The sequence below is a fragment of the Cupriavidus plantarum genome (assembly GCF_905397285.1).
In the GTDB taxonomy this organism is placed as follows: domain Bacteria; phylum Pseudomonadota; class Gammaproteobacteria; order Burkholderiales; family Burkholderiaceae; genus Cupriavidus; species Cupriavidus plantarum.
In genome coordinates this window covers 534782-557799 of sequence record NZ_CAJPUX010000003.1, presented here as the reverse complement: position 1 = coordinate 557799, position 23018 = coordinate 534782, and the positions used below count along the sequence as shown (strand labels likewise).

The 23018-nt window shown below is 65.9% G+C and carries 22 protein-coding genes and 2 tRNA genes; 12 read left to right on the top strand and 12 right to left on the bottom strand.

The window, feature by feature from the left end:
• Positions 1-57: 57 nt before the first annotated feature.
• The 3 genes from KHP16_RS17295 to KHP16_RS17285 form a co-directional block, all read right to left on the bottom strand.
• The gene (locus tag KHP16_RS17295) at positions 58-303 is read right to left on the bottom strand and encodes a hypothetical protein (RefSeq protein WP_179593261.1); all 246 of its coding nucleotides are present in this window, start codon (positions 301-303) and stop codon (positions 58-60) included.
• A gap of 158 nt (positions 304-461) precedes the next feature.
• Positions 462-731, bottom strand: coding sequence for a hypothetical protein (locus KHP16_RS17290; protein WP_109580472.1), 270 nt, complete (start codon positions 729-731; stop codon positions 462-464).
• 174 nt (positions 732-905) lie between these two features.
• Positions 906-982: transfer RNA gene (locus KHP16_RS17285), tRNA-Arg, on the bottom strand.
• Between the two features lie 124 nt (positions 983-1106).
• On the opposite strand from KHP16_RS17285, the gene greB reads away from it, so the two are divergent.
• Complete coding sequence (greB, locus tag KHP16_RS17280) at positions 1107-1670, top strand: transcription elongation factor GreB (protein ID WP_109580471.1); 564 nt, start codon at positions 1107-1109, stop codon at positions 1668-1670.
• Positions 1671-1697: 27 nt separating this feature from the next.
• Here greB and KHP16_RS17275 read toward each other — a convergent pair whose 3' ends face one another.
• The 4 genes from KHP16_RS17275 to KHP16_RS17260 form a co-directional block, all read right to left on the bottom strand.
• Positions 1698-4151 (bottom strand): RelA/SpoT family protein, encoded by a 2454-nt coding sequence (locus tag KHP16_RS17275; RefSeq protein ID WP_109580470.1) that lies wholly within the window; start codon positions 4149-4151, stop codon positions 1698-1700.
• Positions 4152-4295: 144 nt separating this feature from the next.
• Positions 4296-4499, bottom strand: a complete 204-nt coding sequence (gene rpoZ, locus KHP16_RS17270) for a DNA-directed RNA polymerase subunit omega (RefSeq protein WP_006578656.1) — start codon at positions 4497-4499, stop codon at positions 4296-4298.
• A gap of 107 nt (positions 4500-4606) precedes the next feature.
• A complete protein-coding gene (gene gmk / locus KHP16_RS17265) occupies positions 4607-5257 on the bottom strand; it encodes a guanylate kinase (RefSeq protein WP_109580469.1) in 651 nt (216 codons plus the stop codon).
• A 53-nt stretch (positions 5258-5310) separates the two neighbouring features.
• Entirely contained in the window at positions 5311-6246 is a 936-nt protein-coding gene (locus tag KHP16_RS17260; RefSeq protein WP_109580468.1) for a YicC/YloC family endoribonuclease, read from the bottom strand.
• A gap of 212 nt (positions 6247-6458) precedes the next feature.
• Here KHP16_RS17260 and KHP16_RS17255 point away from each other — a divergent pair, with 212 nt between their 5' ends.
• The 5 genes from KHP16_RS17255 (at position 6459) to hemW (ending at position 11151) form a co-directional block, all read left to right on the top strand.
• The gene (locus KHP16_RS17255; RefSeq protein WP_109580467.1) at positions 6459-7496 is read left to right on the top strand and encodes a serine/threonine protein kinase; all 1038 of its coding nucleotides are present in this window, start codon (positions 6459-6461) and stop codon (positions 7494-7496) included.
• Positions 7497-7559: 63 nt separating this feature from the next.
• Positions 7560-8474 (top strand): PP2C family protein-serine/threonine phosphatase, encoded by a 915-nt coding sequence (locus tag KHP16_RS17250; protein ID WP_109580466.1) that lies wholly within the window; start codon positions 7560-7562, stop codon positions 8472-8474.
• 84 nt (positions 8475-8558) lie between these two features.
• Positions 8559-9275 (top strand): ribonuclease PH, encoded by a 717-nt coding sequence (rph, locus tag KHP16_RS17245; protein WP_121490641.1) that lies wholly within the window; start codon positions 8559-8561, stop codon positions 9273-9275.
• 17 nt (positions 9276-9292) lie between these two features.
• The gene (rdgB, locus tag KHP16_RS17240) at positions 9293-9907 is read left to right on the top strand and encodes an RdgB/HAM1 family non-canonical purine NTP pyrophosphatase (protein ID WP_109580464.1); all 615 of its coding nucleotides are present in this window, start codon (positions 9293-9295) and stop codon (positions 9905-9907) included.
• Positions 9904-11151, top strand: a complete 1248-nt coding sequence (gene hemW, locus KHP16_RS17235) for a radical SAM family heme chaperone HemW (protein WP_121490640.1) — start codon at positions 9904-9906, stop codon at positions 11149-11151. The genes rdgB and hemW overlap by 4 nt, the downstream gene beginning before the upstream one ends.
• Positions 11152-11179: 28 nt before the next feature.
• Here hemW and KHP16_RS17230 read toward each other — a convergent pair whose 3' ends face one another.
• Positions 11180-11818 (bottom strand): glycine zipper 2TM domain-containing protein, encoded by a 639-nt coding sequence (locus KHP16_RS17230; RefSeq protein WP_211960732.1) that lies wholly within the window; start codon positions 11816-11818, stop codon positions 11180-11182.
• Positions 11819-12044: 226 nt separating this feature from the next.
• On the opposite strand from KHP16_RS17230, the gene KHP16_RS17225 reads away from it, so the two are divergent.
• The 3 genes from KHP16_RS17225 to KHP16_RS17215 all read left to right on the top strand — a co-directional run bounded on the left by KHP16_RS17225 (position 12045) and on the right by KHP16_RS17215 (position 14870).
• Positions 12045-12134, top strand: a tRNA-Ser gene (locus KHP16_RS17225).
• A 169-nt stretch (positions 12135-12303) separates the two neighbouring features.
• Positions 12304-13056, top strand: a complete 753-nt coding sequence (locus KHP16_RS17220) for a FadR/GntR family transcriptional regulator (protein WP_109580461.1) — start codon at positions 12304-12306, stop codon at positions 13054-13056.
• A gap of 236 nt (positions 13057-13292) precedes the next feature.
• Positions 13293-14870: an aldehyde dehydrogenase (NADP(+)) gene (locus tag KHP16_RS17215; protein WP_109580460.1), complete on the top strand. Its 1578-nt coding sequence runs from the start codon at positions 13293-13295 to the stop codon at positions 14868-14870.
• Between the two features lie 135 nt (positions 14871-15005).
• Here the strand turns inward: KHP16_RS17215 and KHP16_RS17210 are convergent, their stop codons facing one another.
• The 4 genes from KHP16_RS17210 to KHP16_RS17195 all read right to left on the bottom strand — a co-directional run bounded on the left by KHP16_RS17210 (position 15006) and on the right by KHP16_RS17195 (position 18589).
• Positions 15006-16154, bottom strand: coding sequence for an osmoprotectant ABC transporter ATP-binding protein OsmV (locus KHP16_RS17210; protein WP_211960762.1), 1149 nt, complete (start codon positions 16152-16154; stop codon positions 15006-15008).
• A 68-nt stretch (positions 16155-16222) separates the two neighbouring features.
• Complete coding sequence (locus KHP16_RS17205) at positions 16223-16873, bottom strand: ABC transporter permease (protein WP_109580459.1); 651 nt, start codon at positions 16871-16873, stop codon at positions 16223-16225.
• Between the two features lie 13 nt (positions 16874-16886).
• Positions 16887-17861, bottom strand: a complete 975-nt coding sequence (locus KHP16_RS17200; RefSeq protein WP_211960731.1) for a glycine betaine ABC transporter substrate-binding protein — start codon at positions 17859-17861, stop codon at positions 16887-16889.
• Positions 17862-17875: 14 nt separating this feature from the next.
• Positions 17876-18589: an ABC transporter permease gene (locus KHP16_RS17195; protein WP_109580457.1), complete on the bottom strand. Its 714-nt coding sequence runs from the start codon at positions 18587-18589 to the stop codon at positions 17876-17878.
• 562 nt (positions 18590-19151) lie between these two features.
• On the opposite strand from KHP16_RS17195, the gene KHP16_RS17190 reads away from it, so the two are divergent.
• The 3 genes from KHP16_RS17190 to KHP16_RS17180 all read left to right on the top strand — a co-directional run bounded on the left by KHP16_RS17190 (position 19152) and on the right by KHP16_RS17180 (position 23004).
• Positions 19152-20090, top strand: coding sequence for a pirin family protein (locus KHP16_RS17190; protein WP_211960730.1), 939 nt, complete (start codon positions 19152-19154; stop codon positions 20088-20090).
• Between the two features lie 261 nt (positions 20091-20351).
• Positions 20352-21917 carry an ABC transporter ATP-binding protein gene (locus KHP16_RS17185; RefSeq protein ID WP_109580454.1) on the top strand — a complete coding sequence of 522 codons (1566 nt, stop codon included), beginning with the start codon at positions 20352-20354 and terminating at the stop codon, positions 21915-21917.
• The gene (locus KHP16_RS17180) at positions 21910-23004 is read left to right on the top strand and encodes an ABC transporter permease (protein ID WP_109580453.1); all 1095 of its coding nucleotides are present in this window, start codon (positions 21910-21912) and stop codon (positions 23002-23004) included. The genes KHP16_RS17185 and KHP16_RS17180 overlap by 8 nt, the downstream gene beginning before the upstream one ends.
• Positions 23005-23018: the final 14 nt, after the last annotated feature.

Genomic DNA, 23018 nt, shown 5'->3' with positions numbered 1-23018 from the left:
AAGGCAATTATGACTGAAAGCCTTCGCTCACGCAATCTTTATTTGCACAGCGATGGTTCATACGATGCGCCGCCTTCGTGCATCGCGTTCTTGCACATCGTCGTCGATGAGCGTTTCGACATGGCGATTCACATGGCCGAGCGCTTCGAGTTTCGTATCGAAGCCATGCACGGGAAACGGGTTGTGCCGTTGCGCGACGATCGTGCCGCTCTCGCGATGAATGACCTCGATCATGATGGCCCACTTGCCCTTGGGCATGGCGATCACTTCATAGAGGATCTTGTATCCGTTCAACGCCTTCATGGTTGGCTCCTGCCACTGCGACGCGCAACTCCGCGTCCGAATTCAGCGTAGGTCCGACCCTTCGGGACAAAAATGATCCGCGTCAAACGCGGGGCAATCGATGTCGACATGCGCCATTGCGGATCTCGCAATGGCGCGCAAAACGTTACGCGAGGAAGTTACGCGAGGAGCTTGTCGATCTGCGCGTACGCAGCGGCGAAAGCCGCGGTCTCCGCGGCATGACGCGTCGCGAAGACGTGGTTGCCGCTTTCGAGCACTTCGGCTTCACCGGCATCGGCGGGATCGGTGCCCTCTTCCGCGATGCGTATCTGGTAGGTCCAGAGCTGCGTTTCGTCGACGCTACCCGCGACGCTCTCGCGCTGCGGCGTCACGAGGACGTATGCGTCCTTGCCGCGGTACTTTTCGACACGCCAGTCTTCGCTTGCCATGAGGGCTCTCCCGTGTGTGTGTGTGAACGAGTGACACAAGTTGGAGCGTGGGAACGAGCAGGTGTTCCGGAGGACAAACAAGGAGAGAGGAAAGCGCGGAATAAAGGCGCGAGGCAAAAGGACAGGACAAAAGAAAAGGGGCTTCCGTTTCCGGAAGCCCCTCGTCCTGATAGGTGGCGCGGCTGGCAGGATTCGAACCCACGACCCCTTGGTTCGTAGCCAAGTACTCTATCCAACTGAGCTACAGCCGCACGCGAGAAAAGAGATTATATAGAAGTTTTGATTTTTGGGAAGCCCCTTCGTGCATTTTTTTCGCTGGCAGGGCTGCCGAGCCGCAACTTTCTATAATGACAGCCTGAAGAAGTGATCCCGACCATGAACAAGGCATTTGTCAAAGAGTCGTCCGACGAGGACGACGACGACCTCCCGGAAGGCGCCACACCGATCCCGGCAGGCACCAAAAACTACATCACGGCCACGGGCTACAACCGGCTGCGCAACGAGCTCATGCATCTGATCGACGTGGATCGTCCCGATGTCGTGCAGATCGTGTCGTGGGCCGCGTCCAATGGCGACCGTTCGGAGAACGGTGACTACCTGTATGGCAAGAAGCGGTTGCGCGAGATCGATCGCCGCATTCGCTTCCTCACGCGCCGCCTCGACAAGGCCGAGGTCGTCGATCCCTCCCTGCAGGGCGACAACGACCAGATCTTCTTCGGGGCGACCGTGACCTATGCGAACCAGGCCGGCGAAGAGACGACCATCACGATCGTGGGCATGGACGAAGTCGATCTCGACACGAACCGCGTGAGCTGGATCTCGCCGATCGCCAAGGCGTTGATCAAGGCGCGCGAAGGCGACACGGTGCCGCTGCGTACGCCGGCCGGCGTCGAGCAGATCGATATCCTGGAAGTAAAGTACCCGCCGCGCGAAGGCTGAAGGACAGCCGACATATCGACGGACAGCTCAGCCGTCGTTGCGGTCGCGGAAGATCCGGATCACGTCCGGGTTGCGGCGCAGCGCGCGCATGACGTTGGCCAGGTGCAGGCGGTTCTGCACCTGGATCACGAACTGCATGTACGTGGCTTCCTGATGGCCGCCCTGCTGCTGCTCCATCGACACATGCGCGACGTTGGCATCCGCCGACGTCAGGTCCGCGGCGACGCGCGCCACGATGCCCTTCACGTTGTGGACCATGACCTTGATCGACACGTCGAACGCGCGCGTGGTCTTCTTCGCCCACATGACTTCGATCCAGTGCTCGGGGTCCTTGCTGTGCAGGCGCTTGGCCACCTTGCAATCCTGCACGTGGATCTGCAGCCCTTCACCCTTGCCCAGATAGCCAACGATCGAGTCGCCGGGAATCGGGCGGCAGCACGCCGAGAAAATCATCGACATGCCTTCGTCGCCCGTAATCGCAACGGCCGGCGCTTCTTCGCCCGCGAACGTCTGCACCGCGGCGAGCAGCGCGCTGTCGACGTCGCCCGACAACTCCTGCAAGAGGATCTCCATGCGCCGCGCAACGACCGCCGGCACGCGGCGGCCGAGCGCGAGGTCGGCGAAGATGTCTTCCTTGTGCTTGTTGCCGGTCCACTGGATCATGCGATCCCACACCGCCTGCGGCACGGCCTTGAGCTCGATGCCGAGCTGGCGCGCGGCCTGCTCGAGAAGGCGCTCGCCGAGCTGGATCGCCTCGTCGAGCTTCGTCGTCTTGAGGTAGTGTCGAATGGCCGCGCGCGCCTTGCCGGTGCGCACGAACGCGAGCCATGCCGGATTCGGCTTGGAATACGGCGCCGTCACCACCTCGACGATGTCGCCGCTCTTGAGCTCCGTGCGCAGCGGCAGCAACTCGTTGTTGATCTTGACGGCCACGCACTGGTTGCCGAGGTCGCTGTGCACCGCATAGGCGAAATCGAGCGCGGTGGCGCCGCGCGGCAGCGCACGGATATGCCCCTTGGGCGTGAACACGTAGACCGCATCCGGGAACAGGTCGATCTTGACGTGCTCGAGAAATTCCTGCGAATCGCCGGTCTGGCTCTGGATATCGAGCAGCGACTGCAGCCACTGGTGCGCCTGCTGCTGGATATCGTTGGCGTGGTCGGCCTGATGCTTGTACATCCAGTGCGCGGCCACGCCGGCTTCGGCGATCTGGTGCATGCCACGCGTGCGGATCTGGAACTCCACCGGCGTGCCGAACGGACCCACCAGCGTCGTGTGCAGCGACTGGTAGCCGTTGATCTTCGGAATGGCGATGTAGTCCTTGAACTTGCCCGGCATGGGCTTGTACAGCCCGTGCAGCGCACCCATCGCCATGTAGCAGTGCATCTGCGTTTCCACGACCACGCGGAAACCGTACACGTCGAGCACCTGGGAGAACGACAGCTGCTTGTCGTGCATCTTGCGATAGATGCTGTAGAGCGTCTTCTCGCGCCCCGATAGCTCGGCAACAATGCCCGCGTCGGCCAGCGCATGCTGCGCGGCCTCGAGGATGCGCTTGACCACTTCACGGCGATTGCCGCGCGCGGCCTTCACGGCCTTCTCGAGCGTGGCGTAACGGAACGGCGAGCCGACCTTGAAGGACAGCTCCTGCAGTTCGCGGTAGACGGTATTGAGACCGAGACGGTGCGCGATCGGCGCGTAGATCTCCATGGTCTCGAGCGCGATGCGGCGGCGTTTCTCGGGCGGCACGAAGCCGAGCGTGCGCATGTTGTGCGTGCGGTCGGCCAGCTTGACGAGAATCACGCGCACGTCGCGCGCCATCGCGAGCAGCATCTTGCGGAAGCTTTCCGCCTGCGCCTGTTCGCGACTCTGGAATTCGAGCTTGTCGAGCTTGGTCAGCCCATCGACGAGTTCGGCGACCTTGGGACCGAACTTCTCGGCAAGCTCGCTCTTGGTGATGCCCTGGTCCTCGATGACGTCGTGCAGGAGCGCGGCCATGATCGACTGCACGTCGAGCTTCCACTCCGCGCACAGTTCCGCCACCGCGACCGGGTGCGTGATGTACGGCTCGCCGCTCTGCCGGTACTGGCCGAGGTGCGCCTCGTCGGAGAACTGGAATGCCTCGCGCACGATGGCCTGGTCGGCCGGCTTGAGGTAAGCCAGCTTTTCCATGAGCCGCGCGATCGAGATGACCTGCTGACGCGGAGGGACCGCGGGTTGCGACGTGGGGCCGAAGAAGTGCCGGTAGGACTGCGCCAGCACCGCATCGATGTAGAGATCGCTGCCCGGCGCCGGCGGCGGCACGCTCGCGGGCGGTTCGGCGAGCAGTTCGTTGTTCAGCGCGCTCTCCTCGCGAACCCGCTCCTCCCGCGCCTTCGTCTGGGCCTTGGCCTGGGCGATGGGCGGGACGACGGCCCGCTCCCCGACAACATCGTTGCCGAGCGGATCGGGGAGATTGGGAGCGCCGGTGCGTGCCGTCACGGAGGGCGAGCCGGGGTTGCCTTGCCTACGTCCGGGGGGACCGGAAGGCCCGGAGGAACCGGGGGGTGCAGGCGGCAGGGAAGACATGATGACGGCCTATGGAATCCGGCTGATAGCGAGGACGCACGATGGGCCGCCTGACGATCAGGTCGGGACCTTCTTCAGCATCTCGATGCCCACCTGGCCCGAGGCGATTTCACGCAGGGCCACGACCGTGGGCTTGTCCTTCGCTTCGACCTTGGGCGTGTGACCCTGCACGAGCTGGCGTGCACGGTACGTCGCGGCCAGCGCGAGCTCGAAACGATTCGGGATGTGTTTCAGACAATCTTCGACGGTAATACGCGCCATATCAAATCCACCTTGGGATAAAACCTGTTCGACAGGCCGCCATTTTACAGCACGCGGCCAGATCGGGGCCGGCCGCGCATCGTTGACCCCCTCGAAGACGAATCTTCTCAGTGGATTCCGAGCTCGATGAAGAGCTCCGCGTGACGTGCCTTCTGCGACGAAAAGCGCAGACGTGTCGCGCGAACGACGTTCTTGAGCTGTTCCAGCGCGTCGTCGAAGACCTCGTTGATGATCACGTAATCGGACTCGCTCGCGTGCGCCATTTCGCTACCCGCGGCGAGCAGGCGGCGCACGATCACGTTCGGCTCGTCCTGGCCGCGTTTCTTGAGCCGTTCCTCGAGCGCCGTCAGCGACGGCGGCAGGATGAAGATCTCCATCGCGTTGGAAAAGCGCTTGTGCACCTGCTGCGCGCCCTGCCAGTCGATCTCCAGCAGCACGTCGTTGCCCTGGGCCATCTGTTCCTCGATCCACACGCGCGACGTCGCGTAGTAGTTGCCGTGGACTTCCGCCCATTCGAGGAAATCGCCGCGGTCGCGCGCGGCGCGGAACGCGTCGATGGTCGTGAAGTGGTACTCGCGGCCGTTCTGCTCGCCGGGACGCGGCGCGCGCGTCGTGTGCGAGATGGACAGGCGGATGGCCGGGTCCTGCGCGAGCAGCGCATTGACCAGCGTGGACTTGCCGGCCCCGGAGGGCGCGACCACCATGAACAGGTTGCCGGGGTAGGCGGTGTCGATGGCAGTATGGGTCGAATCGCTCATGATGATCGTGAATCGTTTGAATCGGGTGGATCGCTCGGGTGGATCGCCGGGTGTTACTCGAGGTTCTGGATCTGTTCGCGCATCTGCTCGATCAGCAGCTTGAGCTCCATCGAGGCATCGGAGAGCTCCTTCGCGGCCGCCTTCGAGCCGAGCGTGTTGGCCTCGCGATTGAGCTCCTGCATCATGAAGTCCAGGCGCTTGCCGACCTGGCCGCCCTTCTTCAGGATATGCCGCGTTTCGTTGAGGTGCGCCTGCAGGCGCGAAAGTTCCTCCGCGATATCGATACGGATGCCATAGACCGTGGCTTCCTGGCGAATCCGTTCGGCGATCTCGTCGCGGCTCATCGACGGCATGCCGGCCGGCGCGGCGAGGTTGAACGCCTCCTGCAGCCGCTCGGTCAGTTTCTCCTGATGATGCGCGATCAGCTGCGGAATCGTCGGCGTCAGGCGCTCGACGATCGCGAGCATCGCATCGACGCGTTCCTCGAGCGTGGCCTTGAGCGCCTCGCCCTCGCGGCGGCGCGCTTCCAGCAGTTGCTTCAGCGCATCGCGCGCGGCGCCCATCACGGCCTCGCGCAGCGCGTCCTGCGACAGCTCCGGCTCCACCAGCACGCCGGGCCAGCGGAGGATTTCGCCCATGCGCAGCGAACCCGCGCCGGCGAACGTTGCGCTGACGGTGGTTTCCAGCGCGCGGATCTGGTCCAGCAGGCCCTGGTTCAGCGCGAGCGTGGCGCCGCCCGTGTCGGTGCGCTGCAGGTTGATGCGGCATTCGAGCTTGCCGCGGGACAGTTCGCCCATCAGCATTTCACGCAGGGCCGGCTCGTACGCGCGGCACTCCTCCGGCGCACGGAACAGCAGGTCGAGGAAACGTGAATTGACAGTCCGGAATTCGACCGACACCGAAGCGGTCCGCCCGCTGGGCTCGCCCTGCGCGTTCGTCAGCGGCGCCTGCCGCGTGGCCGAACCAAAACCTGTCATGCTGTGAATCATTGGGTCATCTCGCGAGTGGGTCGGTGGCCCGCCCGAAATGCGGCCACGCGACATCGAAAATCAGGGAAATCGCTACGCAAAACAGCGGTCCGGAATGAAATACAACGAGGGTTGGATAATGGCGACACCGCGCCACAACACCCCGCTACACGTTCCTTTACAAGTGACCGATTAGCCCGGACAATCCGTGAGCAAATCCGGTCCCGAATCCTATGACAGAGTCCAAGGGCGCTAACCCACCCAAGAGTGCGCCGCTGCCAATCGGCACGCTGCTTGCCAACTACCGCATTGTAAAGAAGTTGGCCAGCGGAGGGTTCAGTTTCGTCTATCTCGCCACCGACGAAACCGGCGCGCCGGTCGCCATCAAGGAATATCTGCCCTCTTCGCTCGCGCGCCGCAGCCCGGGCGAACTGATTCCGGTCGTCCCCGAGGAAAATGCCGCGTCATTCCGGCTTGGCCTCAAGTATTTCTTTGAAGAGGGCCGGTCGCTCGCCCGAATTTCTCATCCCAGCGTGGTGCGCGTGGTGAATTTCTTTCGCGAGAATTCCACCGTCTACATGGTCATGAACTACGAGCTGGGCAAGACGCTGCAGGAGCATATCCTGCAGGCCCGGCAGCAGGGCCGCGCCAAGGTCCTGCGCGAACGCTTCATCCGCAAGGTGTTCCACGACCTGATGAGCGGGCTGCGCGAAGTCCATATCCACAAGCTGCTGCACCTCGACATCAAGCCCGGCAACATCTACCTGCGCGAGGACGAGTCGCCGATCCTGCTCGACTTTGGCGCCGCGCGGCAAATCCTGACGATGGAAGCCGCGCGCTTCCAGCCGATGTACACGCCCGGCTTTGCCGCGCCCGAACTGTACGGCAAGCACTCCGAACTCGGCCCGTGGACGGACATCTACAGCCTGGGCGCCACGCTCTATGCGTGCATGGCCGGCATGCCGCCGCAGGAAGCGAACCAGCGCGAGAAGGACGACCGTATGGGCGAGGCGATGTCGCGGCTGCGCAGCACGTACACGAATGGGCTCGTGGACCTCGTCGAATGGTGCCTGCGGCTGACGCCGTCCGAGCGCCCGCAGAGCGTATTCCGGCTGCAGAAGGAGCTGCGCGACCAGAGCAATGCGCTCGGCGAGCAGTCGGCCGCCGCGCAGGCCTCCGCCGCGCCCGTCACGCAGCCCATGACCGAGCGCCAGGGCGCGACCAGCCGCTTCATGACGCTGCTGCGCCGCCGCGAGGTGGGAACCGATTAAGCCCGCGCACCGGCGCGAAGCGCCGATTGCATCACCGCGCCAGAACGTTACCGAATAGCCAACATGCGATTCTCCGTCTATCAGGAAAGCCGAAAAGGCGGCCGCCGCATCAACCAGGACCGCATGGGCTACTGCTTCACGCGCGACGCCCTGCTGATGGTACTGGCCGATGGCCTTGGCGGCCACGCGCTCGGCGAGGTCGCCGCGCAGCAGGCGCTGCAGACCCTCGCCCGCCAGTTTCAGGCGCAGGCGCGCCCGGCCATCCGCAATCCCGCCGACTTCCTGCAGGACACGATCATGCTCGCGCATCGCGAGATCCATCGGTACGCGGAAGCCAATCGATTAGCGGATATTCCGCGCACGACGGTGGTCTGCTGCCTGATCCAGCAGGGCCAGATCCACTGGGCCCACGCGGGCGACTCGCGCCTGTACCTCGTGCGCAAGGGCGCCCTGCTGACGCGCACCCGCGACCATTCGAAGATCGAAAACCTGCTGCAGCAGGAGCGCGTGCTGCCGATGGACGTGGCCAACCATCCGGAACGCAACAAGCTCTACAACTGCCTGGGCTCGCCGAACCTGCCGCTGATCGATATCGGCGGTCCGGTGCGGCTGGAGCCGGGCGATGTGGCGATGCTCTGCTCGGACGGGCTGTGGGGCAGCCTCGAGGAACGCCTCATCGTGGACAAGGTCACCAACCTGTCGGTCGTGCATGCGATTCCGGATCTGATCGAGCAGGCGCTGCTCAATGCGGGCGAAGGCGCGGACAACACCACCGCCATCGCGATGATGTGGGAGCTGGACACGGCCACGCCGAGCGAGGAAGCCGTGCTCACCGACACGCTGCCGCTCAACGCGTTCACCACGTCCATTCTCGAACGCACGGGTAACGACAACGACCTGCTGTCCGAGGAAGAAATCGAACGGTCGATTGCCGAGATCCGCGCCGCCATCGACAAGACCAGCAATTTCATGCGCTAGGCGGGGTCGGGATATGCCCGGCCACGCGCATCCCCGGGCGGCGTTAGAATCGCGGTCTTATCCGATTCCACGAAAGACTCCCCCATGCGACCGAGCGGCCGCGCAGCCGATGCGCTGCGACCTGTCACCCTGACCCGTCATTACACGCGCCATGCGGAAGGCGCCGTGCTGTGTGCCTTCGGCGACACGAAAGTCCTGTGCACGGCCAGCGTGCTGGCCAAGGTGCCGCCGCACAAGAAGGGTTCCGGCGAAGGCTGGGTCACGGCGGAGTACGGCATGCTGCCCCGCGCCACGCATACGCGCTCCGACCGCGAGGCCGCCCGCGGCAAGCAGACCGGCCGCACGCAGGAAATCCAGCGCCTGATCGGCCGCGCGATGCGCTCGGTCTTCGATCTCTCCGCGCTGGGCGAATACACGATTCACCTCGATTGCGACGTGCTGCAGGCCGATGGCGGCACGCGTACGGCCGCCATCACGGGCGCGTTCGTGGCCGCGCACGATGCCGTGAGCAAGATGATCGCCGCCGGTCAGATTACCGCGAGCCCGATTCGCGACTTCGTGGCGGCGGTGTCGGTCGGCATGGTCGACGGTGCTCCCGTGCTCGACCTCGACTACGCTGAGGACAGCACCTGCGATACCGACATGAACGTGGTCATGACCGGCAGCGGCGGTTTCGTCGAGGTTCAGGGCACGGCCGAAGGCGCGCCGTTCGTGCGTGCCGACCTCGATGCGATGACGCGGCTCGCGGAAGCCGGCATCGCCGAACTGGTCCGCCATCAGCGCCAGGCGCTGGGACTCTGAAACGCGTGGGAGGCAACATGCAACGTCTGGTCCTCGCTTCGAACAACGCCGGCAAGCTGCGCGAGTTCGGCGCCCTGCTCGCGCCATTCGGCTTTGACGTCGTGCCGCAGGGCGAGCTCGGCATTCCCGAGGCCGAGGAGCCGCATGCGACGTTCATCGAGAACGCGCTGGCCAAGGCGCGGCATGCGAGCCGCCTCGCGGGCATGCCCGCGCTGGCGGACGACTCCGGCATCTGCGTGGACGCGCTTGACGGCGCGCCCGGCGTCTATTCGGCGCGTTATGCGCAATGCGTGGGCAAGCCCAAGTCGGACGCGGCCAATAACGCGCATCTGATCTCGCAGCTGGCAGGAAAGCTCAATCGCCGCGCGCAGTATTACTGCGTGCTCGTGCTCGTGCGCCATGCGGAAGATCCGCGCCCGCTGATCGCGGAAGGCACGTGGGCCGGCGAAGTCGTCGACGCGCCGCGCGGTGCCGGCGGCTTCGGTTACGACCCGCACTTCATGCTGCCCGGCATCGGCAAGACCGCCGCCGAACTGAGCGCGGAAGAGAAAAACACCGTCAGCCATCGCGCGCTGGCGCTGCGGGGCCTTGTGGCCCGCCTGCAGGCGCATGGCATGCGGATCGGCACATGATTCCGATCATCCCTGCCGGCTCCGCCGGCGGCAGCAAGCCCGCGACGCCCTCACCCGCCGACAATCAGCAGCTGTGGCTCAAGCCCGGGCAGATCTCGCTGCCGGGCTCCCCTCCGTTGTCGCTGTACGTGCATATCCCCTGGTGCGTACGCAAGTGCCCGTATTGCGATTTCAATTCGCACGCGGCGCCGGGCGGTTCGCACGAGATTCCCGAGGACAGGTACCTCGATGCGCTGCGCGCGGACCTCGAGCAATCGCTGCCGCTGGTGTGGGGGCGTCCCGTACATACCGTGTTCATCGGCGGCGGCACGCCGAGCCTGCTGTCGGCGGCCGGCATGGACCGGCTCCTGTCGGATATCCGCGCGCTGCTTCCGCTCGATGCGGATGCCGAGATCACGATGGAAGCAAACCCCGGCACGTTCGAGGCCGAGCGTTTCGCGAGCTTCCGCGCCAGCGGCATCAACCGCCTGTCGATCGGCATCCAGAGCTTCAGCGACCGGCATCTGCAGGCGCTGGGCCGGATCCACGGCGAGCGCGAGGCCCGCGCGGCCATCGACATCGCACTGCGACACTTCGACAACGTCAACCTCGACCTCATGTACGCGCTGCCGCAGCAGACGCTCGACGAGTGCCTGCACGACCTCGAGTCCGCGCTGTCGTATGGCACGACGCATCTGTCGATGTATCACCTGACGCTCGAGCCGAACACGCTGTTCGCGAAGTATCCGCCCGCGTTGCCCGACGAGGACATCGCGTACGAGATGCAGGACCTGATCGAAGCGCGCACCGCGCAGGCCGGGTTCCGCCATTACGAGACGTCCGCGTATGCGCGGCCGCACCGCGAGGCGCGGCACAACCTCAACTACTGGCGTTTCGGGGACTACCTCGGCATTGGCGCGGGGGCGCACGGCAAGCTGTCGTTCCCGCATCGCGTGCTGCGTCAGATGCGATACAAGCATCCGGCCACGTATATGGAACGCGCGTTAGCCGGGGAGGCCGTACAGGAAGCGCGCGACGTCGCGGCGAGCGAACTGCCGTTCGAGTTCATGCTCAATGCGCTGCGGCTCACCGATGGCGTGCCGGCGTCGAGCTTTCACGACTACACGGGATTGCCGCTGCATACGATCAGCAAGCAGCTGGCGGCGGCGGAGAAGAAGGGGCTGCTCGAGGCGGACCTGACGACGATCCGCCCGACCGAGCTGGGCCGGCGCTTCCTGAACGACCTGCAGGAGATGTTCCTGTAGGCCGTTCGACGGCAACGCCGATTGCCGATCAGTAAGGCATGGCCATGTCGTTGGCCACGCGCGCGCGGTCGCCGATGCGCAGCGCGCCGACGTCGCGTTGCGTCACGCTGGCCATGCGACCATCGTCCAGGCGCACGTTCACGCGATACACGGTCTGCGTATTGCTGCCGGTGCGCTTCTCCACCTGATTGCCCGCGACGGCACCGACCACGGCACCGCCGATCGTGGCCGCGGTGCGTCCGCGTCCGCCGCCGATCTGGTTGCCCAGCAGACCGCCCGCAGCGCCGCCGATGACGGTACCGAGGATGCCCGAGCTGTTCTGCTCGGTGGTGATCGGCTCGATCGATTCCACGCGGCCGGTGAAGACCGAGCCCGCGGGCGCTTGATAGGTGTTGGGGGCCTGCTGATATCCGCCCTGCTGATAACCCGGTTGCTGGTAGCCAGGCTGCTGATAGCCGGGCTGGTTGTATCCCGGCGGCGGCGGTGCGTTATACGCGGTATTGCCATACGGCTGGTTGTAGCCCGGCTGCGCGCAGCCAGCAAGCGCGGCCGCGACAGCCGTCACGGCGAGAATGGCGCCACGGGTCAGTGCACTGCGGGTCGTGGCACTGGTTTGACTGGATTGACTGGATTGACTGGATTGACTGGATTGACGAATTGCGTTCATGGGAATCCTCCTCTGTTTGAAATATGCGCGATGTCCTGGTCGCATGCGGACATCTCGTGGCATATGAGGCCCCAGGGCCCTGCAAGGTTCCGCGCTGTCCGACGGACACCGACATGCCGCCAGTCAAACACCATGCGGCCGTCCGAGGGGAAACGATTGTGCTAACGCTGCAACTTTTTGTTGCTGCGTTAGCTTGTATAATGCGCGCTCTTCCCGCAGTCCCGACGGAAGCGTGGCCGAGTGGTTTAAGGCAGCAGTCTTGAAAACTGCCGATGGGGTGACCCATCCGTGAGTTCGAATCTCACCGCTTCCGCCACCTCTCTTGTCCTCCGGCTCCCCCGTTGCCATAAAGCTTGCCACGCGGCAAGATCGCGCATACGCTAGGTGTGCGTTATCGGTCGTCGTATAACAATCGGGACCGTATAATGGAGCGCAATTCCGGTCGCCATCCATAGCAGGCCTTCGCCGAACCTCCGCTGAATATCATGTCCAACGCCACGATCGCCCCTCCCGCACCGCTGCGCCGCCGCGGCCGCACGCTTGCCGAGGAAGTGGTCGGCAATCTCTCGGAAAGCATCCAGCAGGGCCAGCTGAAGCCCGGCGACAAGCTGCCGACCGAATCCGAGATCATGGCCACGCTGGGCGTGAGCCGGACGGTGGTTCGGGAAGCGCTGTCGCGGCTGCAGGCCAGCGGCATGGTCGAGACTCGCCACGGCATCGGCACCTTCGTGCTGGCGCGCGCGGCGGACACCCAGTCGCCCTTCCGTATCGACCCGTCGGCGATGATCACCGCGATGGACGTGCTGGCCATGCTCGAATTCCGCGTGAGCCTGGAAGCCGAAGCCGCGAGCCTGGCGGCGTCGCGCCGCACCGACGAGCATCTGGCGGCGATGCGCCGCGCGCTCGAGGAACTCAAGCGCAATGCGGCCGCTGGTAATGACGCGGTGCGCTCGGACTTCGAATTCCATCTGTCGATCGCGCGCGCGACGGGCAATCGCTATTTCACCGACATCATGGGGCACCTGGGCACCATGGTGATTCCGCGCAGCCGGCTGCAGGTGAGCACCCCCGAGCGCGAGCAATACCTGGAGCGGGTCAGCTTCGAGCACGAGAGCATCTACGATGCGATCGAGCGCCGTGACCCCGAAGCCGCCAAGGCCGCCATGCGCATGCACCTGACCAACAGCCGGGAACGTTTGCGCAAGGCGTCGTCCATGGCGGCTGGCACGGGGGCCTGAGCGTACCCGCACCCTCCCCGGCATGGCTTCGCTACCCGCGGTTGCGGGACCGCGCGGCATGTCATAAGATGTCGTATGATGTCTTATGACATCGCGATTCTCGTACGTCGCGATGCCAAAAATGCAAAGCTGATTTTCCCGGCCGACCCGACAGATTCCCGAGGTCGGGGTATGCTCTCCCCCGACGCGAAACCGCTTCCGATTCCCTCCCCTTTCTTCCAGCAGGACTTCCCATCATGACGATTACCGGCGAAATGCTGATCGGCGCCAGCGCAGTGCGCGGCACCGAAGACACGTTCCAAGCGATCAACCCGGCCACCGGCGAAGCGCTGACTCCGACGTTCCATGGTGGCGGCGCCGCCGACGTGGACCGCGCCTGCACCCTGGCCGAAGCCGCGTTCGACACGTTCCGCGCGACCTCGCCGGAGCAGCGTGCCCAGTTCCTCGAACGGATTGCGGACAACATCGAAGCGATCGGTGACGAGTTGCTGCAACGCGCGAACGCCGAGACCGCCCTGCCGCTGGCACGCCTGACCGGCGAGCGTGGCCGCACGACGGGCCAGCTGCGCCTGTTCGCGCGCCTGCTGCGCGACGGCCGCTGGCAGAGCGCCACGATCGACAGCGCGCTGCCCGAGCGCACGCCTCCGCGTCCGGACCTGCGCATGCAGAAGATCGCGATCGGTCCCGTGGCCGTGTTCGGCGCCAGCAACTTCCCGCTGGCCTTCTCGGTGGCCGGTGGCGATACCGCGTCCGCGCTGGCCGCGGGCTGCCCCGTCGTCGTGAAGGCGCACCCCGCGCACCCGGGCACTTCGGAGCTGGTCGGCCGCGCGATCCAGAAGGCCGTGGCCGATGCCGGCCTGCCGGAAGGCGTGTTCTCGATGGTCGGCGGCGCGAGCATCGCGGTGGGTACCGCGCTCGTGGCGCACCCCGCGATTCAGGCGGTAGGCTTCACCGGTTCGCGCACCGGCGGCCTCGCGCTGACGCAGGTCGCCAACAACCGTCCGCAGCCGATTCCGGTCTATGCCGAGATGAGCAGCATCAACCCCGTATTCCTGCTGCCCGAGGCACTGGCCGCGCGCGGCGAGACGATCGCGCGCGATCTGGTGGACTCTCTCGTGATGGGCGTGGGTCAGTTCTGCACGAATCCCGGCCTGCTGCTCGCGATCGAAGGACCGTCGCTGGACAAGTTCCGCGCGGCAGCCGTCGCCGCCATCGGCGGCAAGCCGGCCGCGACGATGCTTACGCCGGGCATCCACGGTGCGTTCACGAAGGGTGTGGCGAAGCTGGCCGACATCAACGGCCTGTCGCAGGTGGGCTGCGGCCTCGAGGCCACGGGCCCGAACCAGGCCCGTCCGGCCTTCTTCGAAGCCTCCGCGCAGCAGTTCCTCGCCGACGAGCGCATGCATGCCGAAGTGTTCGGCCCCTCGACCGTGCTCGTGACTTGCCGCAACGCCGATGACCTCGTGGCCGTGGCGCGTGCCGTCGAAGGCCAGCTGACCGTGACGGTGCAGGCCGATGCTGGCGACCACGCACTGGCGGCGCGCCTGCTGCCGACGCTCGAGCGCAAGGCGGGCCGTATCCTGTTCAACGGCTATCCGACCGGTGTGGAAGTGTGCTTCGCGATGGTCCACGGCGGGCCGTTCCCGGCGACGTCCGATACGCGCACGACGTCGGTGGGCACCACCGCGATCGATCGCTTCCTGCGACCGGTGTGCTATCAGAATTTGCCGGCGGATCTGCTGCCCGAGGCGGTAAAGGATGGCAATCCGCTGAAGCTGTGGCGACTGAAGGATGGTGAGCTCGGTCACGCCTGATTGACGTGACGCCCTCCCGTTGCGGGAGGGCATACGAAGCGCATAAGAAGCGCATACGAAGCGCTCAGGGCGAGGGTACGGTATGCGCGTGCGCGCAGGCCGCCGCCCTCGCTTTTTTTCGCGGACGGCCAGAAATCAGGCGCTCATCGCCAGCTTTGCGCCGCGCGACTTGCCCGAGCTGAGGTAGTCGGCGATCGACTCCTGCGTGACCTCGCCGAGGTATGCGCCATCGGCATCGACCACGGGCAGCCAGCTCGTGTTGTGCTGGTACATGCGCGAGAGCACGATGCGCAGATGCTCGTCGAACGCGGCCGTCGCCGCGAAGGGACGCAGCACCTCCGCGCACGTGCCGCCGCCGGTGAGCCCCGCGCGCGCATCGCGCCGCGAGACATATCCCACCGCGCGCCCCGCCTCATCGACCACCGGCAGATGCCGCACGTCCGCGTCGTCCATTACGCCGAATGCCTGCGCCAGTGTCGTACCCGGCGCCGCGCTCGGCGGCATCGTGGCCGCATCGCCCGCGCGCACCAGCAGCAGTCGCTTCAGCGTGTTGTCGTGTCCCACGAACGCCTGCACGAAATCGTCGGCGGGATGCGCGAGCAGCGCGTCCGGATGATCGAACTGCACGAGCTTGCCGCGGCGGAACACCGCGACCTTGTCGCCGAGCTTGATGGCCTCGTCGATGTCGTGCGACACCATGATCACCGTCTTGCCAAGCGCCCGCTGCATCTGGAAGAACTCGTTCTGGATGCTCTCGCGATTGATCGGGTCCACCGCGCCGAACGGCTCGTCCATCAGCAGCACCGGCGCATCGGCCGCGAGCGCACGAATCACCCCGATACGCTGCTGCTGGCCGCCCGATAGTTCGCGCGGATAGCGGCCGAGCATGCGGTCCGGATCCAGCTGCACCATCGCCATGAGTTCGCGCGCGCGCTCGCGGCTGCGCGCCTTGTCCCAGCCCAGCAGGCGCGGCACGACCATGATGTTCTCCTCGATGGTCATGTTCGGGAACAGGCCGATCTGCTGAATGACGTAGCCGATCTTGCGTCGCAGGGCTACGCCGTCGATGCCGGCGGTGTCCTCGCCATCGATGCGCACCGTGCCCGAGGTCGGCTCGATCAGCCGGTTGATCATCTTGAGCGTGGTGGTCTTGCCGCAGCCGGACGGGCCCAGGAACACGCAGATCTCGCCGCGCGGGACATCGAGCGAAACGGCGTCCACGGCATTGGAGCGCGTGCCGTCCTTCTGCAAGAACGTCTTGGTCAGCTTGTCGAGCTGGATCATCGGCACGCCCGCGGACGCCGCCGCGGTGGTCGGCATCGCCACATTCATGGACACGGTTGGGTTCTTGGTCATAGTCGGATTCCTTTCGGTGTCAGGGCCCGCTGCAAGCGCTGCAGGCACAGGTCGGCGACGATGGCGAGCGCGCTCACGAGCGCCGCGCCGACCGCAAGCTTGCTCATGTTGCTCTGGCTGATGGCCTGGAGGATCAGCACGCCCAGGCCGCCCGCGCCGATCAGCGCGGCGATCGTGGTCACGCCGATATTCATCACCACGGCCGTACGCACGCCGCCGAGGATGACGGGCACCGCAAGCGGCAGATCGACAAGACGCATACGCTGCCACGTAGTCATGCCGATGCCGCGGCCCGCCTCTTGAATGCCGGGATCGACGTTCACGAGCGCGGTGTAGGTATTGCGCATGATCGGCAGCAGCGAATACAGGAACACGGCCGTCACCGCCGGCAGGTAGCCGAGTGCGTGGCCGAAGCGCGCGAAGATCGGAATCATCAATCCGAACAGCGCGATGGACGGCAGCGTCAGCACGATCGTGGCCAGCGCGAGTAGCGGCGTGGCGAGCCAGCGATGACGCGTGATGAGGATGCCCAGTGGCACGCCGATGACGATGGCCAGCGTCACGGCGGCGCCGACGAGCGCGAGATGCTGCCCCGTGAGCCGCAGCAGCGTAGGCCAGCTATGTTGAAGGTAAGCAATCAGGTCCATATGGGTTCTCTCGTCAGAGCAGGCCGTTCGCGCGCAGGAAATCGCTCGCGACCTTGTCCACGGGCTGCTGCCCGATATCGACCTGATAGTTCATCTCCGTCATGGCGGCGTTGTCGAGCTTCGACGACAACGCGTCGAGCAGCCCCGCGATTTCCGGATGCGCGTCGAGTACCGCGCGGCGCACGACGGGCACCGCGTTGTACGGCGGGAAGAAGTGCAGGTCGTCCTCGAGCAGCGCGAGGTCGAAGCCCTTCACGCGGCCGTCGGTCGTGTAGACGAGGCCCAGTTCGACCTGATCGTTCTTGAGCGCCGTGTACACGAGACCCGGGTCGAGCTGGATGATGTCCTTGCGCGCAAAGGGCAGCTGATACGCGGCCTTGAGCGGCTCGAGACCGTCGGGACGGGCGGCGAACTCCATGTCCACCGCGAACGGATGCTTGTCGTCGGGATGGGCGCGCATCTTCGCGGCGAGCGCGGACAGCGTGGTCACGCCCGCCGCTTCCGCGCGCGCGCGCGGCATCGCCAGCGCATAGGTATTGTTCACGCGCGACGGCGCCAGCCACACGAGCCCCTTCTCGCCATCGAGCGCCTTCACGCGGGCGTAGCTCTCGGGCCCGTCGAGCTTGTCCTCGACATGGTTGAAGACGATGAGCGCGGTACCGGTGTAGTCCCACACCACGTCGAGCTGCCCCGACTCAAGCGCCTGCCGCATCAGCGTGCTGCCGAGTCCCGCCGTCAGCTCGGTGCCGAAGCCCCTGGCGCGCAGGTACTGCGACGTCATCGACGACAGGATCAGCTGCTCGGTGAAATTCTTGCCGCCCACGCGCAGTGGCGCGGCGCCGGTTCCGGAACCGGTGCTCGCTTCGGATGCCGGTTGCGATGCCTGCGCATGCGCCGGCGCGGTGCCCAGCAGCACCGCGGCCAGGATCGCGCCGACGACCGCGAAGATCCAGAACGCCCTGCGCTCCTTCTCGGGATTCCATGCCATGAGGTCCGACTCCTTCAGTTCGCCAGCCCGCGGCGGCGCAGATACACATGCCCCGCATACGCGAACAGCGCGTCGAGCACGAGCGCGAGCAGCGCGGTGGCGGCCGCGCCAAGCAGCAGCAGCGACTGGTTGTTGAGGTAGATGCCCGGGAAGATCAATTCGCCAAGGCTGTTGGCGCCGATGAGGAACGACAGGGGCACCGTGCCGACATTGATCACCAGGCTGATGCGCACGCCAGCGAGCACCACGGGCAGCGCATTGGGAAACTCCACGCGCACGAGCCGCTGCAGCGGCGTCATGCCGATGCCGCGCGCGGCCTCGCGCAGCGCGGGCGACACGTTGCGCAGCCCTTCGTACGTGTTGCGCACGATCGGCAGCAGCGACGCGAGCCACAAGGCGAGGATCGCGGGACGTTCGCCGATGCCGAGCACCGCGAGCGCTAGTGCCAGCACGGCGAGCGACGGCACCGTGTTGCCAATGTTGAAGATCTGCATCAGCCGGTCCGCCCAGCGGCGCATGCAGGGCCGCGAGAGGCCGATGCCGGCCGGGATGCCGGTGGCGAGCGCAAGGGCCATCGAAACCGCGACGAGGCGAAGGTGATCGGCGAGGTCGTACAGCAGCCGGTCCCGATGCGTGGCGATGACATCCGGGCCGATCCAGGCGATCAGCCCTGCGAGCGCAATGGCAGTGAGCACACCCCAGGCGAGGCGTACGGCTTGTCGGTTCATGGGTCCTTTTCCTCAAAGGGGGTCCATGGCGGCCATGAGCATGGAACGCCACACGACGAAAGCGAAAAACAATGGGTCCGGAGCGGACGCGTCCGCCGGAGCCGGTTCAGATTGCATTGCCGCCATGACCGGCAGGAGCGCCGGCGGACGGACTATCGGGGCTTCGTGGCTCGGCAATCAAGCGCGGAAGCACCTCATTGATGGAACGCCGGGATAACGGGCGATCCGGTAGCAGCGCAAGAAACCGGGCAACGCGCACAGGCGGGCCGGCCTCGATGGCCTATTGGATTGTTGCGATCTCTGCGCAACGTGTGACAAACAGGCCGCTATTCTACACAAGTTCTGCGATCCTGTCATTTCGAGGTTTTGGCGGGCGTAAAAGCGCGCTTCGCGTCGCCTGCCCAACGCACGGTGCGGCGCGGCTCAGCGTTCTGTTCCGACGCTCGATCCGGGGTGCGGGCGTTCCGCAAACGGAACAATCTTTTGCCCCTCGGACCTCTACCGGATTTTTGCCAAACCCCTACATTGCATGGGTATGCAAGCCATTCAACCGGAGAACGACATGGAAACCCGCACCCCCGCCACCGCCGCAGAGACCGTCACGCGCTCGCGCACGGTCGATCGCGTCGTGCGCGGCATTGCCACGTCCGATGGCGCCGGCGTCAAGCTGACCCGCGTCCTCACGCAGAACCTGCAGCGCCGTCTCGACCCGTTCCTGATGCTGGACGCCTTCGGCACGGACAATCGCGACGACTATATCGGCGGCTTCCCCGACCACCCGCACCGCGGCTTCGAGACCATCACGTACATGCTCGCCGGCCGCATGCGGCATCGCGACAGCGCGGGCCATGAAGGCCTGCTCGAGAACGGCGGCGCGCAATGGATGGTCGCCGGCTCGGGCGTCGTGCATTCGGAGCTGCCCGAGCAGGAAGACGGCCGCATGGAAGGCTTTCAGCTCTGGCTGAACCTGCCCGCGGCCGACAAGATGACCACGCCGTGGTATCGCGATGTGCCGTCGCGCGACATTCCGACCGTCGCCCTGCCCGATGACAAGTCGGCAAGCGGATCGGCGGGCGGAACGGTGCGCGTGATCGCGGGCGCCTCGCACGGTGTCGCGGGCGCCGTCACGCGGCCGGTGACCGAGCCGCTGTACCTGGACGTCCATCTGCCGGCGGGCGCGCGATTCGCGCAGTCGCTGCCGGGGGGACACAACGCGTTCCTGTACGTGTATCGCGGTGAGGTAAAGGTCGGTGACGACGAGAACGCCGCCGTGGTCGAAGCGCAGCGCATGGGCGTGCTCGATAACACGGGCCGCGGCGACGGCGTGGTGATCCACGCCACGGAGGAAGCGCGCTTCCTGCTGATCGCGGGGCAGCCGCTCAACGAGCCGATCGCGCAGTATGGTCCGTTCGTGATGAACACGCAGGACCAGATCTACCAGACGCTGGCCGACTATCGCGACGGCCGCTTCGCGAAGATCCCGGCCGAAAATCACGGCTGACGGACGCCGCCTCCCCGGGCTGCGCCGCCTCACAAGGCCACGGCACCACGCCGTGGCCTTTTTCTTTTCCGGCATGCGAATTGCAACCACCCGCCAACCGTTGCGGGGCGCGCCACATCGTGTAAAACGGGCGGCCGGACCCCCGCACACTTATATAATCCGGAGCAAATATCGGGCATACGGCCGCCATGATGATGGCGCGCACGTCCGGCCCTAGGTTTCTGACCTAACGTTGCTGCCACAACAATTCGAGCCGCTTCAGTGACCTTACACATTCCTACCAGGCTGGCGCTTGCCCACATCACCAAGCGCTATCCCGGCGTGACCGCCAACGACGACGTCAGCCTCTCCGTCGCGCCCGGCGAAATCCATGCCGTGCTCGGCGAAAACGGCGCCGGCAAGTCCACCCTCATGAAGATCATCTTCGGCGCGGTACGACCCGACGCCGGGGAGGTGCACTTCAACGGGGCGCCGGTCTCGATCGCGAGCCCGCACGATGCGCGCAACCTGGGCATCGCGATGGTGTTCCAGCATTTCTCGCTATTCGACACGCTCACGGTCACCGAGAACATCGCGCTCGGCTTACCTCCGAAAGACGCGGGCAACATGAAGCAGCTGGCGGCACGCATCCGCACGACGGCCGAACGCTATGGGCTGCCGCTAGAGCCCCATCGCCACGTGCACACGCTGTCCGTGGGCGAGCGGCAGCGCGTGGAAATCGTGCGCGCGCTGCTGGCCAATCCGCAGTTGCTGATCCTCGACGAGCCCACGTCGGTGCTGACGCCGCAGGCGGTGGAGACGCTGTTCGTCACGCTGCGCCAGCTCGCGGCCGAAGGCACCAGCATCCTGTACATCAGCCACAAGCTCGACGAGATTCGCGCGCTGTGCCATCGCGCGACGGTCATGCGCATGGGCCGCGTGACGGGCGTGTGCGATCCGCGCGAGGAGAGCGCGGCATCCCTCTCCCGTCTGATGATCGGCGGCGAGCCGCCGCGCGAAGCGCGCGTGGCGGCAGAACGCGGACCGCTGCGGCTGGCCGTTCGCGACCTGTCGCTGCCGCGCTCGCACGCATTCGGCACCGCGCTGGAACGCATCGCGCTCGACGTGCATGGCGGCGAGATCGTCGGTATCGCGGGCGTGTCCGGCAACGGCCAGCAGGAGTTGCTCGCGGCCTTGTCCGGAGAGGATGGGCGGCAAACCGGCGGCGCGGTGCAGATCGACGGCCGCGCGGTGGGCAGGCTCGGCGCGCGCGACCGCCGCCGCGCGGGCCTCGCCTTCGTGCCCGAGGAACGCCTCGGCCGCGGCGCGGTGCCCGGCATGAGCCTTGCCGCGAATACGCTGCTCTCCCATCAGTCGCCGCCGTTCGTGCGCGGGGGGCTGATTTCGCCGAAGGCCGCGGCGGGACTCGCCGCCAGCGTGATCCAGCGCTTCCGCGTCAAGGCCAACAACCCCGACGCGCTGGCTCGCAGCCTCTCCGGCGGCAACCTCCAGAAATTCATCGTGGGCCGCGAGATCGCTTCCGGCCCGAAGGTGCTGATCGTCGCGCAGCCCACGTGGGGCGTCGACGTCGGCGCCGCCGCGCAGATCCATAACGAGATACTTGCCCTCAAGGCCACCGGCTGCGCGGTGCTCGTCGTATCGGAAGAACTCGACGAGCTGTTTGCCATCTGCGACCGGCTGCACGTCATCGCCAAGGGCCATCTGTCGCCGTCGATTCCCGTGGAGACCGCCACGCGAGAGCAGGTGGGCCTCTGGATGAGCGGATTATGGTCAGGAGGACCCGCCACAGAGCGCGACAAGACCGAAGCGGAGGTGAGCCATGGCTGAGTTCCGCCTGCCTCTGTCGCTCGCGCCGCGTGGCGCCCCGTCCCGCACGATGGCTTATGCGTCGCCGTTCATCGCACTGGCGCTGACGTTATTGTTCGGCGCGCTGCTGTTCGTCGCGCTCGGCAAGGAGCCCATGGCCGCGTTGAAGGTCTTCCTCGTCGATCCGCTGCGCGACAAGCGCGCGATCGGCGAGGTGCTGCTGAAGACCGTGCCGCTCGTACTCTGCGCGCTCGGCCTCGCGGTCTGCTATCGCGCCAATGTGTGGAACATCGGCGCCGATGGCCAGCTGATTCTCGGCGGCATCTTCGCGGGCGCCACGGTGCTGTACTTCGACACGCCCGGCCACACGATCGGCGGCCTGCCCGTGCTCGTGCTGGCCTCCCTGGCCGGCGTCGTCGGCGGCATGCTCTGGGCCGCGATCACGGCGCTGCTGCGCGATCGCTTCAACGCCAACGAGATCCTCGTCTCCCTGATGCTCACGTACATCGCGCAGCAGCTGATCCTGTGGGTCGTCAACGGCCCGCTCAAGGATCCGCAAGGCATGAACTTCCCGCAGTCGAAGGTGTTCTCGTCCGAGTTCCTGCTGCCGAATCTGCTGTCGGGCTCGCGCCTGCATGCGGGCTTCGCGGTGATGCTCGTGCTCGTGGCCGTCATGACCGTGTTCGTGTTCCGCAGCTTTGCCGGCTACCGCCTGCAGGTGGGCGGCACCGCGCCGCTCGCCGCGCGCTATGCGGGCTTCTCGGCGCGCGGGTCGCTGTGGAGCGCGCTGCTGATCTCGGGCGCCACCGCCGGCCTGGCGGGCGCGTTCGAGGTGACGGGGCCGATCGGCCAACTGCTGCCTTCGATCTCGCCCGGTTATGGCTTCACGGCCATCATCGTCGCGTTCGTCGGCCGGCTGCATCCGGTGGGCACCGTGTTCGGTGGCATCGTGATGTCGCTGTTCTATATCGGCGGCGAAATGGCGCAGTCGCGCATCGGCCTGCCCTCCGCGCTCGGCTGGGTGTTCCAGGGCATGCTGCTGTTCTTCCTGCTTGCGTGCGACACGCTGATCGACAACCGCCTGCGCTGGCGCGCCACGGCCGCCTAAGGGAGCCACAAAAC